Below are 15,091 nucleotides of genomic sequence, written 5' to 3' on the forward strand. Positions count from 1 at the left end.
CGTGCATTTAATATACTGCACGTATCATCTCAGATGATAATATAAAACATAAAAGCGATGAGCCTAAAGTTTCCTCAATTCGATTTATATATTGAAGAACTTTGAGAGCTAACCGCTTTTTGGAGGCAGAACGAACTGTAAGTCAGATTAAGCTAAAACAATCGAGTCAAAGACTTAAGGTAACATTGCCAAATAAGTAGATGGATTTTTACGCTGACCGTCTTTAACCACTTCATAGTGTAAATGCGGACCCGTACAGCGACCTGTACAGCCAACGTTTGCAATATGTTCACCTGCTGTTACGCGATCTCCCACGCGTGCAATCAGACGCGATGCGTGTGCATAACGAGTGAGGTAACCATTGCCATGATTAATTTCCACATATTGACCATAGCCTGTACCCCAGCCTGATTTGGTCACAATACCCGGACCTGTGGCATAAATGGGTGTACCGCTTGGCGCTGCCAAATCTAAACCTGAGTGATTTTCAGCACGCCCTCCCATGGTACGACCGCCATAGTTTGAGCTTACACGTGCATTTGGAAGGGGATGGGCAATTAACCAGGAATACGGATTGCTGACAGAAGCTGCTCTGGATGGAGCCGAAGAGCGACCATATTTTTGTGCAATGGTTTGATTATTCAGCTCGACAGGCTTTTCACGCAGCTGAATATTTAATTTGGTCTGAGCAGGAACATCAATGTCATCTGGATGAGTATAAGTGCCCTGTGCAAGAGTACGCGTCAATTGCTCGATACGATCTGTTGAGCTATTTTCCTGACTTAAGTCCACCAAGTCTGCGAATGCTACCGAAGCAGCCGATGCCGCTAAAGAAAATGCCAACAAAATACGTCGCGTATGCATAAAAAACCTCTCTAAACTGCTTAATCGAGTTTCTTGAAGCTCTCTTCCTTGATATCCACTTTAAGAAGCGCATAAGATTAAGCCATAAACATGTAGGAATTATGTATATGTCAGAACCCGTCAACGTCTTTCAAAAAACAAGAAAACAGATCAAAACAGGAAACTTTACGTTTCTCTCAACCCAAGTAACTGCATGGCAGAAACTTACGAAACTCATACAACCCTTATTGCCTCAACCGGAACAATGGCAAGTTGCTTGCTATCAAAATGGTGTGTTAACAATTACTGGAGAGAACCAAGCCATGATCAGTCAACTGGCTTATCTTCAAAAACAGTATGTTTCACAACTCTCTCAAATAAATGAATTAAAAGATTTAACTAAAATTCAGGTCTGCCTGCGAAGTCCTGTGCAAGCGGAGCCGGTACTAGAGAAATCTAAAAAAACTTTAAATCCGGAAACACAAGAATTACTTCGTAATGCTGCCGACTTTATAAGCGACCCTAAGCTTAGCCAAGCTTTGTTACGTTTGGCAAGCAATAAAAAGTAACATCGCAATTAAATGTAATAATTTTGTCGCTGAAATTCATGTGACCGCCATCACAATAGCATTATTATTTTTTTACACACTAACATAAAGACAACGACTTATGTGACCTGGACATAGGGGATTGGACATTGAGTTGCGTCATCAAATGTTACAATTTCATAGCAACCTGGATCGCTTTTTACATTGCGTAAAAGCTGATTATTTAAGGCATGGCCAGATTTATAAGCATCGAATTTGGCAATAATCTGATGCCCCAGCAAGTATAAGTCTCCCACTGCATCCAGAATCTTGTGACGCACGAACTCATCCGAGAAACGCAAGCCTTCTTCATTAACCACCCCGGTATCATCTACACCAATGGCATTTTCCAGGCTGGCACCAAGTGCCAGATTATTGGCTTTCAAATAGTCCAGATCTTTCATAAAGCCGAAAGTACGCGCTTCACTAACTTCATAGACAAAGGTTTCTGTGGAGAAATCGATACTGGCAGACTGATGCTCTTTTTTAAAGGCAGGATGATCAAAATCAATGGTGAAATTCAGCTGAAAACCTTCGTGTGGACTAAAAACTGCCCGTTTATCATCCAGCAAAGCTTCTACTGGCTTGATAATCTTGATGAACTTCTTTGGCGCATCCAGTTCTTGCAGACCGCCCTGCATGAGCAGATAAATAAAAGGTCCTGCACTTCCGTCCATAATTGGCACTTCGAAAGCTGAAACTTCAATAATCAAGTTATCAATTCCCAGCCCCGCAATGGCACTCATCACATGTTCAATCGTGCCCACCTTGGCATTTTCCTGCACCAGGTTAGAACACATAAAGGCTTCCTGGATTAATAAAGCATCAGCAGGAATGTCGACCGGCGGATTCAGGTCAATACGACGAAACACAATTCCCCCATCGGCATAGTGTGGCACAAAGTTAATCATGACTTTCTGCCCACTATGAAGACCGATTCCGCTCGCTTTCACGATACGTTGTAGGGTACGCTGTTTCAACATGCTTCTTTCATCTGTTCATCAACAAAACCGCTATACGTTAGCATATTTGGCCATTGATAAAAAACAAAAGGTGGCCTAAAAGCCACCTTTTATGTGCAAACATCGTAAACACATAATGTTACATGTTACTTACGCTGTTGATTTTTAAGATAATCCTGAATACTCATTGGGGTAGGACGTGGACTGGAAACTGAAGAAGTATTCACCACTGCCGCTCCTTCTTGATGCTGGCGCTGAATCGCAGGAACATCATCATCTTCAACTACAGCCTGTGGCGCAGCATTTGGGCGTGTAGCCTGTGCCGTGCTACGTTTTACCGGTTCTACCGAGTCAGCAGAGTTACGTGTTAAACCCGTTGCTATCACAGTCACACTAATTTCATCACGCGCATCCGGATCAAATACCGTACCATAAAATACCTGACCTTCGTCCAGATCAACGATCTGGTTCACTACATCTGTGATTTCCTCGATTTCACCGAAGGTTACATCATCCCCACCAGTCACGTTAATCAGGATGCCTTTAGCATTCATGATCGTCACGTTGTCAAGCAATGGGCTGCGGATTGCCTGCTCTGCTGCCTGACGTGCACGGTTTTCGCCACGGCCCAGCCCGACACCCATCATGGCATAACCACGGGTGCTCATAGCGGTTTTCAAGTCGGCAAAGTCAAGGTTAATGTGACCTGGACGTACCACTAAATCAAAAATACTGCGTACTGCATTGAGCAGGACATCATCGGCTTTTTTATATGCATCTTTCATTGAAATATCACGGAAGACTTTCAATAGACGCTGGTTGGGAATAATGATCAGGGAGTCTACATGCTGCTCTAGCGCTTCAATACCCTTTTCGGCAGATTGCAGACGGCGTTTACCTTCAAAGTTAAAGGGCGTGGTCACCACACCTACCGTCAGGATACCCATTTCTTTGGCAATCTCAGCCACCACCGGTGCTGCACCCGTACCTGTACCACCGCCCATCCCGGCTGTGACAAATACCATATCGGTACCTTCAAGCTGCTGACGGATCAGTTCACGGCTTTCTTCTGCTGCTGTCTGGCCGACTTGCGGATTTGCACCAGCACCAAGACCTCGGGTACTTTGCTCACCCAGCTGAATCTTGAATTCGGCTTCCATGCGGTCAAGCGCCTGCTTATCTGTATTTGCACAAACAAACTTTACGCCCTGGATATCTGACTGCAACATGTGCTGAACAGCATTACCACCCGCGCCACCTACACCAAATACAGTGAAACGGGCTTGACCATTGCTATCACTATGATCGTCTTCAAAAAATTCAAATGAGGCCATGACCTATAAAATTCCTAATTCATAATTGGCAGTCACTAAGCCCGTACACTGCCTTAATCTTAATAAAATTGTTTTTAAGAATGCTGCTCAAGCTTAAACTTGTCAAGTATCTGCCCGATTAGCTACAACTTCTCAACAATATTCACAAAAAAAGTCGACTTAAAAAATAGACTTCAAAGTATCGTTAAAACCAAACCAAGCTCTTTTGACACGTCGTGCCAGTGATAATTGTTCTGCTTCGTCCGGTTCAACGATGGTATCTTGCGTATCGCTCTGGCTAAACATCAGCAAACCTGCTGCCGAGGCATATTGCGAACGGCGTAGTGCAGCCTGATGCTGCTCATCGGCATAAACCTGGACTGGCGGATTACCCAGATGCGCTGAGACGCCCATACTGCGGCGGACGAAACTCACCATGCCTTCAATATGACTGGCATCTCCGGTTAGTACCACACCATGATACAGGCCTTGTAATGCACCGCTATTCACCAGTTCCTCGCGAACCATGCCTATAATTTCTTCATAACGTGCAATAATAATTTCTGCCAGTTCAATCCGACTAATGGTCTGCGGGCCATCAATCCCCTGGAACTGGATCATATGTTCCGGCTTCACCACTTTCAGATCCACGCAGCCATATAACAATTTAAGGCGTTCGGCTTCTTCCGTGGTAGTTTGCAATACGGCAGCAATGTCACGGGTAACATGTTCTCCGCCACGCTGGAAGGTATGCGTTAAAGCCAGACGCCCATCCAGATAGACGGCGATATTGGTGGTTCCTGCGCCAATATCTACCAAGCATACGCCATATTCTCTTTCATCCTTAAGCAGACTGGCTTCAGCTGTCGCCAAAGATGAAATCACCATTTTTTCTACACCAATATTGGCCCCTTTTAACGCGCGATCAATATTCTGCATAGTACTGATTGGCAACATCATTAAATGGTAATGTCCGACCATTTTGTGTGCAGACATACGGATCGGATTCAGTACCCATTCCGGGGAATCATCTAGCTCAAAGCCGAGCGGCACCGCACTGACCAGATAATAGTCTGAGGTGACATGACTGGCTTTGGCCAGTTCTAGCGCCCGCACTACTTCGCTGGTGGTAATCGAGTGTTCGCTATTATCGATATTCGTACGGCCTGATGCATAAAAACTTTTTAATTCCGCACTCGGAATTGAGACCCAGGCAGAGTGGACACGACATTCGGCCATATCTTCTGCTTCTTGTACGGCGTTTTTAATGGCGGTAATGACTTTATCGAGACTAACAATTTTCCCTTTATTCATGCCTCGGTTACGAGCGGTCGCCATACCAATAACTTGGATATTGTCTGGCGCATGTACCTTACCAATCAAAACTGAAACTTTGTGTGTCCCAATGTCAATCGCCACAACCGAGGGAACAGCTTCATTCATTATTAACTACTACCATTACGTGTTTGTTAGATTTATGGCTTTAAGGCCTCTAATTTTTAAAGCCGATCATTATGGCTTTAGTGTGACCTAATTCTCAACGCCCGTGTCATTAATGGTTACAATAAAGTCACCATTTACAATTTTAGGGGGTGACGAATTTTTCCACTGAATAGCCAATCCATTACGATAGCGCAGGTCGATGGCAGAAATTCTGGACCACACCGGCTTTAAGTCACTCTGAGCCAACTGGCTCAAACGTTGCAGCTTACTCATGGTCTGGTCTTTGTCAACAATGACGCGCAAGCCGGAATCAAATTGCATAAACCAGGTCATTCGTTCAGTTAAGTAGAGTTCTTTTAGACGAATACCCTGGGGTAAGAATAACTGATTAATTTCATTATAACGGCGCATCATGGTATTGGCATGTGTAGACGGCCCATGCAGCAACGGTAACTCAGAATAATTTTTTGGCGTGACTTCCGAGAAAATGATACCACTGTCACTCAGCAGACGTCCGGTACCCCAGCGCGCAATCGCATGATGCGGCATGACCCGTACCCGAATGGCATCCGGCCAGGCACGTGAGACCACCACCCGATCGACCCAAGATAGTTCCAAGGCCTGATCACGGATTTTCTCCAGATCTGAACTAAAGTAGTTTTCGGTCATCAAGGGTGCAATATGCTGCATGACCTGGCGTTCCTCAGCCGCTGAACGGGTGCCGGCCACCTTCAGTTCAGCAGTTTCGGCATGGGTCATTACATTATACAGCCCAAAAATCCCGCAAGCCAAGACCACCAATGCCACCAACAAGAATACCCAGCCTCCGAAGTTGGTCAGCTTTTCTTTGGGCGTTGGTGGCTTATCGTGAATTGACGTAATCGCAGCACGTTTACGGCGCATGGATGCAGGAAGTTGAGCCATAGTCTAGTATGCCGCACCGGTTAAAGTCTGTTCCAGAATCGCGACACAGAGCTCATCAAAACTGTAGCCGACTGCTGCTGCTGCTTTAGGCACCAGAGAATGGCTGGTCATGCCCGGGACAGTATTCACCTCTAGCAACCAGAAATTGCCTTGTTCATCCTGCATCGCATCAATACGTCCCCAGCCGCTTGCACCCACTGCCTGAAAAGCACGAAGTGCCAGCACCTGCAAGTTCTGCTCTTCTGCTTCTGTCAAGCCGCACGGAATGCCATACTCCACATCATTGCGGTTATATTTGGTTTCATAGTCGTAAAAAGCCACATCCTTAGGAGGCTGCAGGCGAATGACTGGCAGAGACTGTCCATTGAGCAAAACAATGGTAAATTCACGTCCTGTAATCCACTTTTCTGCCATGACCACTGCATCGTGCTCAGTCGCTTTCACAATAGCTTCGCTAAAGTCTTCAATTTTTTCGACCTTACTCATGCCGATACTGGAGCCTTCATGCACCGGCTTGATAATCAGCGGCAGACCCAAAGCTGCCACAATTTCTTCAGGATTCGAGTCTTTGGTCACAATACGATAAGGTGCTGTCGGCAGCTCCGAACCCTGCCAGACCTGCTTGGTCTTGACCTTGTCCATACCGATGGCAGAACCCTGCACCCCTGTGCCGGTATAAGGCACATTTAACCATTCCAGCGCACCCTGAATCTGACCATCTTCACCACCGCGGCCATGCAGCACAATAAAAGCACGATCATAATTGACCAGCTCTGTGATGCTACGTTCCTGCGGATCAAAGCGCTCAGCATTAACACCTGAACGCACAAGTGCCTCAAATACAGCTGTACCACTATCTAGAGAAACCTCACGCTCTGCAGATTTACCACCCAGCAATACGGCTACTTTTCCAAATTTTGAAGCATTTGACACGTTTATATCCTTAAACTTTTTTCAATCTGATCTATTCAATCTCGCCACATCAGACGGATTATTTTACATATAAATGATTCTGGGCAAGTTCGAGCGAGATGGCTCCCACATTACCTGCGCCTTGGGTTAATAACAAGTCATTTGCTTGCAAGACCTTGTTCATCACCTGACTCAGATTCCCCTCAACCGTATCGATTAAAATTGGTTCAACTTCACCGCGTAAACGGATACTGCGCGCCAGGGCACGACTGTCAGCCCCCACAATCGGCTTTTCTCCGGCAGGATAGACATCCAGTAATAACAGCTGATCGACCTGTGACAATACATCGACAAAGTCATCAAAGCAGTCACGGGTACGGCTAAAACGGTGCGGCTGGAACATCATGACCAGACGGCGGTCCGGGTGGCTTTGACGTGCAGCTTTAATGGTGGCTTCCACTTCTTTGGGATGGTGACCATAGTCATCGACCAGCTGGACATCACCACCGTCGATCTCAAATGCACCCTGCACCTGGAAGCGCCGACCGACTCCACTAAACCCTTCCAAAGCACGGCAAATTGCAGCATCAGAGACCCCCTCGTCCGTTGCAATACCAATCGCGGCCAAGGCATTCAAGACATTATGCAGACCGGGCTGATTGACGGTAACGTCTAAAGGTTCACGGTCTTTACGCAATACGGTAAAATGCGTACGCATCCCGTCCTGATTGACATTGACTGCACGAATGTCGTTATCTTCATTAAAACCATAAGTCAGCACCGGACGCGCAATACGCGGCATGATTTCCCGGATATTGGCATCATCGCCACACACCACGGCCAGACCATAAAATGGCAGCTTATGCAGGAACTGAATAAAGGTATCTTTGAGCACATCGAAACTGCCCCCATACGTATCCATATGGTCGGCATCAATATTGGTCACAACGGCTGCCATTGGCTCAAGATGCAGGAAAGAGGCATCTGATTCATCTGCTTCTGCCACGATATAACGGCTCGCACCCAAAGCAGCATTGACCCCCGTACGGTTCAGCAGACCGCCAATCACATAGGTCGGGTCCATGTTTTCTTCAGCCAGCATGCAGGTAATCAGACTGGTGGTGGTGGTTTTGCCATGGGTACCTGCGACTGCAATCCCATGACGGTAACGCATCAGTTCCCCGAGCATTTCTGCACGGCGCACTACCGGAATACGATTCTCAATCGCCGCCTTAATTTCCGGGTTTTCCTGGTCAATCGCTGTAGACACCACGATGACATTGGCACCCTTGATATTGTCCGCTGTATGGCCGATATAGACCTTGATGCCATTTTCTTCCAGCTGAGCGGTGGTTTTAGACGCTTTAATATCTGAACCGGAGACTTTATAACCCTGGTTTTTGAGTACTTCCGCGATCCCGCACATGCCTGCACCGCCAATCCCCACAAAATGTATGTGTTTGATACGGCGCATTTCCGGCACTTTAATTAATTTCTTTGCTTGTTCAGCTGGCGTGGTTGGAGACATAATTTACTCGGATTACAATTCTTGAATGAAACGGACCACTTGTTGGGTCGCATCGGGTTGAGCCTGACAACGTGCTTTGACCGCCATCTCCATCAATAACTGACGGTTCAGCATCGACTCTAATAAGGTTGTTAAACTTTCTGGCGTCATACTGGCCTGCGGACAGATTTTAGCTGCGTTCAGATTGGCCAGGAATTTTGCATTTGCAGTTTGATGGTCATCAACGGCACTTGGTAATGGCACAAAAATCGCCGCCACACCGGCAGTTGCAATTTCCGTTACCGTCAAGGCCCCCGCACGGCAGATAATCAGGTCGGCATCACTATAGGCCTGGGCCATATCTTCAATAAAAGGCTGGACGTCAACCTGCAGATGAGCCGGTGCATCGGCATAACGTGCCCGGGTCGCCTCGGCCTGATTCTGGCCACACTGATGATAGATGTTTAGAGGCATCTGCAACTGTTTCAGGGCCTCGGGTACCCGCTCATTTAAGGCCTGTGCCCCCAAAGAGCCGCCAACAATCAGAATCCGTAGCGGCTGACCGGCTTTTTCCCGCTCCTGATAACGCCAGGACGGATTTAAAATTTCGGTAATTTCCTTGCGTACCGGATTGCCTGTGGTTACCACTTTGGATTGTGCCGGGAAAGTCTCGGGAAAGGCCTGACATACAGTTTTCGCCACACGCGATAATTGAGTATTGGTAAAGCCAGCGACCGCATTCTGTTCATGAATGAGCACCGGAATCCCCAGAAGACGTGCCGCCAGTCCCCCCGGTCCGGCCACATAGCCGCCAAAGCCAGCGACTGCATCGACTTTCAGACGCTTCATATGCTGCATGGCACTTAAAGTAGCTTTTAAAATTTTAAAAGGTGCCAGGGCTTTACGAACAAAACCGTTACCACGTACCCCTTGAATATCAATTTGATAAATAGGAATGTGATGATTTTTTAATAGACGGTTTTCCATGCCTGCCGGGGTCGCCAACCAAGACACTTGAATGCCTTGTTGTTGTAAATCTTTTGCAACGGCTAACGCTGGAAACACATGTCCACCCGTACCTGCGGCCATCATCATGACATGTTTAGGCTGTTTTTGTTGAGCGTCAGTCACGGTCTAATTCTTCAATACTAAAAATGGAACAGGAAATCTGATTTTAAGCAATCAATTGTAATCACAATCGTCAGGCCTTGAAAGGATATTTACTTTATTTCAACACGCCTTTAATTGTTTTTTTCATGCGAATTGAAAGTTTAAACTAGTTTTATTATCAGGTCTGCACTTTTTCCTAGACTTCAGTGAAGTATCATGATCATTTTAAACTATTTTCTGACGAAGAGAGTTATAGGTATAAAGAGACGATGACTTGGTTCTGCAAGGTTTTCTCTGGACAGTTGATCCTCTTTGTCGTCCTAGTGACTTGCTGCGCTAAGGCTTAAAAAGATATAAATTTCGTTCACACTTCATGTTCTTCATACGTCATCAGTTTTTCTCAACTCACTCCTCGATTGCTTAGGCAAACTTTCTGCAGTCATTCCCATCCCTCAACAGGATTTAGGCTGGAGCTTTACTCAGGCCGGTTTCTCGCCGGATTCAACCAACCGCAGCTTTATAATTTTTCCGCTTTATTGAAGGGATCGGATTTCTTAGCCTTGCTGTATACGCACCCGCTATTTTAAAACGCATCCGCCCACCGGATACACTGAATTTTAACAGGGCCCATAATTACAGCTAGTCTTACCCCTTCTAGGCATATTAACAACGCTGCGGTTAGTGGGGTGAGTTAAGCGCTCTGCCCAATAAAAAAAGAGCCTGATTTCAGGCTCTTTTTAAGTTCCTAGATTCGCATTTAAATTTGACTGGCCTGACCGGCTTCAAGTACGGCAAACAGATCGTCCGCAATCGACGTGCCAAACTGGTCATCAATCTCACGAATACAGGTGGGACTGGTGACATTAATTTCTGTGACATAATTGCCAATTACATCCAGTCCAACAAAAACCAGTCCTTTTTCACGTAAGAATGGACCAACTTTCGCTGCAATGGCCTTATCATGGTCCGTAAGTGGGCGGGCTTCTCCACGGCCGCCTGCAGCCAGATTACCGCGCACTTCCCCATTTTGTGGAATACGGGCCAGACAATACGGTACCGGTTCACCATCAATCATTAGAATACGCTTATCACCATCGACAATTTCCGGAATATAGCGCTGTGCCATAATCGGCTGGGTGCCATTATTGGTCAGCATTTCAATGGTTGAGCCAATATTAATCCCATCCTGATAAAGACGGAAAATCCCGGTGCCTCCCATCCCGTCTAGCGGTTTTACAATCACATCCACATGCTGCTTCAGGAAATCACGGATCAGACTTTGCTGTGACGTCACCAAGGTAGGAACCTGCAGTTCCGGGAACTGGGTCGCAAACAGCTTTTCATTACAGTCACGTAAGCTTTGGGGCTTATTGATAATCCACGCCCCTTCACGTTCTGCCTGCTCCAGAATATAGGTGGTATAAACAAAGTTCATATCGAATGGCGGGTCTTTACGCATTAACACCACGTCATAGCTGGCCAGCGATTCTTTTTGTTTTTCGCCCAGCTCATAATAGTGCCCATAGTCTTCAAACACCTGTAATGGCGCGATCAGGCCAAAGGCTTTTCCCTGATCGATATATAAATCTTGCTGTAATGCATACCCTAATTCATGCCCACGACGTGCCGCGGCCCATAGCATCGCCATAGTGGAATCTTTTTTCAGGTTTACATTTTCGATGGGGTCCATCACAACAAGTACGCGCATGTGTCTATGCTCTTTTTAAAAATGACTTGGCGAGCAGTATAGCCTGTGTGAATTCTTTTGTTTATGGTGATTTTGCATGACTTGTTTTGTATAAATACAAAGAGTTCTTGGGATAAAAGGAAAGTAACAATGCAGCAGGCAATTATCGGCTTTCACCTGGATGAAGATCATCACTGGGTGGCAGAACTAGCATGTGGGCATGGGCAGCATATACGCCACAATCCTCCCTGGCAAAACCGTCCCTGGGTAATGACCGAGCAGGGCCGTCAGGAAAAGCTGGGGCTGCTCTTAGACTGTAAAAAGTGTGAGGAAACCGATTCAATGGCTTAAGAGAAAAGCCTAAAGCTCCCCCCTCTCTAGCCCATGCTCACAAAAATCATGCAATTCCAGATTTGCTAATTTGCAGAACTATGCTTATGCTTTTATGGCTTCAGTATGCAGCAAGATAAGGTCAATGTTCGGCACACGGTTTGTAAAACAGCTCTGGTTGATGCTGCTGATGGTATTTGCCATCGGCTGGAGCGGCGTGTCGGTAGCATCGACCAAAACCATGCACCTGATCTCGCCTGCTGAAACCACCACCCATACGATGCCAATGGCAGCCAATCATGAGTTTCTGGATTCAGCTCATGAACCGCATACCTTTGCCTCAAGCCACTGTGACTCTGGAATCGCCACGCACCAGGATTGTCTGGATTGTGGCTATAGTGCCTGTCAAAGCCTGATCACGGGCTTAAATATGCATCCGCCTGAACTGCATAGCTTTAATATCCAGTTCGCAGAAAAAACCGCCCTCCCCATTTATAGCGCCCAGCATCTCGCCGGTTACTGGCAGGAAATTTTACGTCCACCCAAAGCTTGATCCTGATTTTTTAAATTTTTTATTAAATGAAGGATAAAGTTATGTTGATTAAATTTTCCCAATACCTGTGTCTGGGCATCTCGCTGATGTCGCCGTCTGCCATATTTGCAGCCGTGAAAGAATATCATCTGGTGATTGATGAAAGTCCGGTCAATCTCACGGGTAAAACCGTGCAGCGGATTAGTGTCAATGGCCAGTTTCCTGCGCCACTGCTTGAGTTTGAAGAAGGCGATGACGCAGTGATTCATGTCAAAAACAACCTGAAACATCAGGATAGCTCGATTCACTGGCATGGGCTGCTTTTGCCTGGCCTGATGGATGGTGTGCCTGGATTTAACGGTTTTCAGGGCATTAAGCCCAAGCAGGAATTTACCTATCGCTTTAAGGTTCGCCAGCATGGTACTTACTGGTATCACGCCCATTCCAAAGGTCAGGAACAGGACGGCTTATATGGTGCTCTGGTGATTTATTCCCAAGCCCAAACAGCGCTTCCTGCACATGAAAAAAACGAACGCGAATATGTAGTCATGCTGTCAGACTTTCATGAACAGGGCAGCCAGCAAATTCAGAATAACCTGAAAAAATCGGCCGAGTATTATCAAAACCAGCGTGAAATCCTGAGCGATGTCTGGAAACAGGTCAAACGTGATGGCCTTAAAGCAACCTGGTCGGACCGCAAAATGTGGAACCAGATGCGCATGCTAAAAACCGATCTTTCAGATGTCACAGGTTATACATTTTTGGTCAATGGAAAAACCCCGCAACAAAACTGGACCGGACAATTCCAACCGAATGAAAAAGTCCGGCTACGTTTTATCAATGCCTCCGCCATGTCTTTCTTTGATGTGCGTATTCCGCATCTGAAAATGACTGTGATCAGTGCAGACGGCCAACCGGTACAGCCAGTAGAAGTCGATGAATTCCGTATCGGCACGGCAGAGACTTATGATGTGGTGGTCGAGCCTACAGCTGCCCATTACCAGATTGAGGCTGAATCTATTGACCGTTCTGGTTTTGCGATTGGTAGCCTGCATAATGCTGCATTTCCAGCCAATACAGCGATGCATCTGCCAGCTTCACGCCCACGCGCTTTACTCACAATGGAAGATATGGGGCATGGCCAGGAACACAGCAACATGCAAGGCAGTGAACACTCGTCTATGCAACATACTGCAGCTAACGCTGATCAACACAGCCAACACAGCCAACACAGCCAACACAGCCAACATCATGATGCTCCGGCTTCTGCCCCAGAATCACAACCGGTGTATGGCTGGGCCAATGCCTCTACCCCTGTTGGACATAAAGCCTTGCAATATAGTGACTTAAAAGCCCTGACTCCCCAAGCGGATACCCGCCCCGCAGAGCGTGAACTGGTCATTCGTCTGGGTGGAACGATGGAGCGCTATATCTGGACCATCAATGGTAAGAAGTTCAATGAGGCTGAACCACTGCAGGTCAAGTTTGGTGAACGGATCCGCCTGAAATTTATCAATGACAGCATGATGGCGCATCCCATGCATTTACATGGCATGTTTATGCAGCTGGAAAATGGCCAGTCTTCCTCGATGATGCCCAACAAACATACGGTAGTCGTACCGCCAGGAAAAACGGTGACCACCTTATTAACTGCTGACGAACTGGGAGAATGGGCAATTCATTGCCATCTGCTCTATCACATGAGCGCCGGGATGATGAACAAGCTGATTGTGGCGCAGGTCGATGACACCACAGCATCAGCGCCCCCTGCTTCCCCGAAGTCCACAGTTAAACTGGCAGCCGAGCAAGGAGAGAACCATGCACACCACTAACCTCTTGTTAAGATCTATGTTAAGCACTGCCCTTAGCTTGGCCAGTTTCACCACCATGGCAGCCAATGAACCTCATCATCACGGGCAGACAGCTCATACTCCTCTAGTCATCTCACCGCAGCAACCCGAAAGGCAGCCGGCGGTCAACGCTTCGGATAGCACACATGATCACCGTCAAGAACATGGTGGGCAGATTTATAGCCGGCTTGTACTGGACCAGAAATGGCAACTGAACTCAGATGGGGATGGCGCATTAAAATCAGACAACGAACTACGGATCGGGACTGATGAAAACAAGTTGGTACTCAAGCTCCATGCAGACAAGGCCGAATCTGCACAGGCTGAATATGATGTCAAGACTTTATATAGTCGCAATATTTCAGACTTCTGGGATGCTCAGGCCGGCGTACGCTATCGTCAGGAAAATCTGGCTGCTCCTTCTACAGGCCAGCAGGTAGAACGTCTGGATGCTGTCTTTGGCTTGCATGGCTTGGCGCCCTATTTTTTTGAAACCGATGCATATCTGTATATTGGCGAAGATGATTTTGTCGGTCTCAGCCTAGAAACAACGCGTGATCTGCTACTCAGCCAGAAGCTGATTATACAACCTTATGCCGAACTGGATGTGGTGCTGCAGGATCAGGCACGTAATGCCAAAAAGACTGGCCTAAGTCACGCAGTTCTTGGGCTGGAGACCCGGTATGAAATCAATAAAAAAGTCATGCCCTATGTAGATATTGCCTATCAGTACGCTAAGGGAGATGACAAAACAGCCTGTCAGGAGAGTACAGACTCGGAACAAGGCTGGTGGTATGGCGCAGGCCTGAGAATGATCTTCTAAAGCCATCAGGTGAAGGATTTAACCTGAGTGAAGTAGCACAACGATTTCCGCGAAGTTCACAGCTTTCACTTGTTTTAATAAGGTTTTAAATTAGATTGCTGTGAACCTAGCGCTATTCGCTGCGCGCTTATGAGACTGTCAAAACTTTCGATCCTACTTAGGCTCATGATCATACTGCTGAGTCGATTGGAATCCCTCACCCTAGATTTGAGAAGCACGATCAAATCATGACCAGCGATTTTTTAGTGGATACACATAATTCAATAAC

At 46.7% G+C, this 15,091-nt stretch carries 14 protein-coding genes; 5 read left to right on the forward strand and 9 right to left on the reverse strand.

The window, feature by feature from the left end:
* Positions 1-174: 174 nt before the first annotated feature.
* On the reverse strand, positions 175-864 hold the full coding sequence (locus E2K74_RS07250; RefSeq protein ID WP_151206902.1) for a M23 family metallopeptidase: 690 nt from the start codon (positions 862-864) through the stop codon (positions 175-177).
* Between the two features lie 107 nt (positions 865-971).
* Between E2K74_RS07250 and E2K74_RS07255 the strand changes: the two genes are divergently transcribed.
* Entirely contained in the window at positions 972-1,412 is a 441-nt protein-coding gene (locus E2K74_RS07255) for a DciA family protein (RefSeq protein WP_151206903.1), read from the forward strand.
* A 98-nt stretch (positions 1,413-1,510) separates the two neighbouring features.
* Here E2K74_RS07255 and lpxC read toward each other — a convergent pair whose 3' ends face one another.
* From lpxC to gshB, 8 genes are all read right to left on the reverse strand, one after another.
* Positions 1,511-2,413, reverse strand: a complete 903-nt coding sequence (lpxC, locus tag E2K74_RS07260) for a UDP-3-O-acyl-N-acetylglucosamine deacetylase (protein WP_151206904.1) — start codon at positions 2,411-2,413, stop codon at positions 1,511-1,513.
* Between the two features lie 125 nt (positions 2,414-2,538).
* A complete protein-coding gene (ftsZ, locus tag E2K74_RS07265; RefSeq protein ID WP_151205301.1) occupies positions 2,539-3,726 on the reverse strand; it encodes a cell division protein FtsZ in 1,188 nt (395 codons plus the stop codon).
* A gap of 159 nt (positions 3,727-3,885) precedes the next feature.
* Positions 3,886-5,148: a cell division protein FtsA gene (gene ftsA / locus E2K74_RS07270; RefSeq protein ID WP_151205300.1), complete on the reverse strand. Its 1,263-nt coding sequence runs from the start codon at positions 5,146-5,148 to the stop codon at positions 3,886-3,888.
* An 87-nt stretch (positions 5,149-5,235) separates the two neighbouring features.
* Positions 5,236-6,072 carry a cell division protein FtsQ/DivIB gene (locus tag E2K74_RS07275; RefSeq protein WP_151206905.1) on the reverse strand — a complete coding sequence of 279 codons (837 nt, stop codon included), beginning with the start codon at positions 6,070-6,072 and terminating at the stop codon, positions 5,236-5,238.
* Positions 6,073-6,075: 3 nt separating this feature from the next.
* Positions 6,076-7,005 (reverse strand): D-alanine--D-alanine ligase, encoded by a 930-nt coding sequence (locus E2K74_RS07280; RefSeq protein WP_151206906.1) that lies wholly within the window; start codon positions 7,003-7,005, stop codon positions 6,076-6,078.
* A 58-nt stretch (positions 7,006-7,063) separates the two neighbouring features.
* Positions 7,064-8,512 (reverse strand): UDP-N-acetylmuramate--L-alanine ligase, encoded by a 1,449-nt coding sequence (murC, locus tag E2K74_RS07285; protein WP_151206907.1) that lies wholly within the window; start codon positions 8,510-8,512, stop codon positions 7,064-7,066.
* Positions 8,513-8,524: 12 nt separating this feature from the next.
* Positions 8,525-9,622: an undecaprenyldiphospho-muramoylpentapeptide beta-N-acetylglucosaminyltransferase gene (murG, locus tag E2K74_RS07290; RefSeq protein WP_151206908.1), complete on the reverse strand. Its 1,098-nt coding sequence runs from the start codon at positions 9,620-9,622 to the stop codon at positions 8,525-8,527.
* A gap of 736 nt (positions 9,623-10,358) precedes the next feature.
* On the reverse strand, positions 10,359-11,309 hold the full coding sequence (gene gshB, locus E2K74_RS07300; protein ID WP_151204932.1) for a glutathione synthase: 951 nt from the start codon (positions 11,307-11,309) through the stop codon (positions 10,359-10,361).
* Between the two features lie 129 nt (positions 11,310-11,438).
* Here gshB and E2K74_RS07305 point away from each other — a divergent pair, with 129 nt between their 5' ends.
* The 4 genes from E2K74_RS07305 (at position 11,439) to E2K74_RS07320 (ending at position 14,823) form a co-directional block, all read left to right on the forward strand.
* Positions 11,439-11,639 carry a DUF3565 domain-containing protein gene (locus tag E2K74_RS07305; RefSeq protein ID WP_151206909.1) on the forward strand — a complete coding sequence of 67 codons (201 nt, stop codon included), beginning with the start codon at positions 11,439-11,441 and terminating at the stop codon, positions 11,637-11,639.
* Positions 11,640-11,763: 124 nt separating this feature from the next.
* Entirely contained in the window at positions 11,764-12,171 is a 408-nt protein-coding gene (locus tag E2K74_RS07310; protein WP_151206910.1) for a hypothetical protein, read from the forward strand.
* Positions 12,172-12,212: 41 nt separating this feature from the next.
* Positions 12,213-13,982, forward strand: a complete 1,770-nt coding sequence (locus tag E2K74_RS07315) for a copper resistance system multicopper oxidase (protein WP_151206911.1) — start codon at positions 12,213-12,215, stop codon at positions 13,980-13,982.
* Positions 13,969-14,823 carry a copper resistance protein B gene (locus E2K74_RS07320; protein ID WP_151206912.1) on the forward strand — a complete coding sequence of 285 codons (855 nt, stop codon included), beginning with the start codon at positions 13,969-13,971 and terminating at the stop codon, positions 14,821-14,823. The genes E2K74_RS07315 and E2K74_RS07320 overlap by 14 nt, the downstream gene beginning before the upstream one ends.
* Positions 14,824-15,091: the final 268 nt, after the last annotated feature.

It is taken from the genome of Acinetobacter sp. RF15B, from assembly GCF_007558235.1.
Lineage (GTDB): Bacteria > Pseudomonadota > Gammaproteobacteria > Pseudomonadales > Moraxellaceae > Acinetobacter > Acinetobacter lwoffii_C.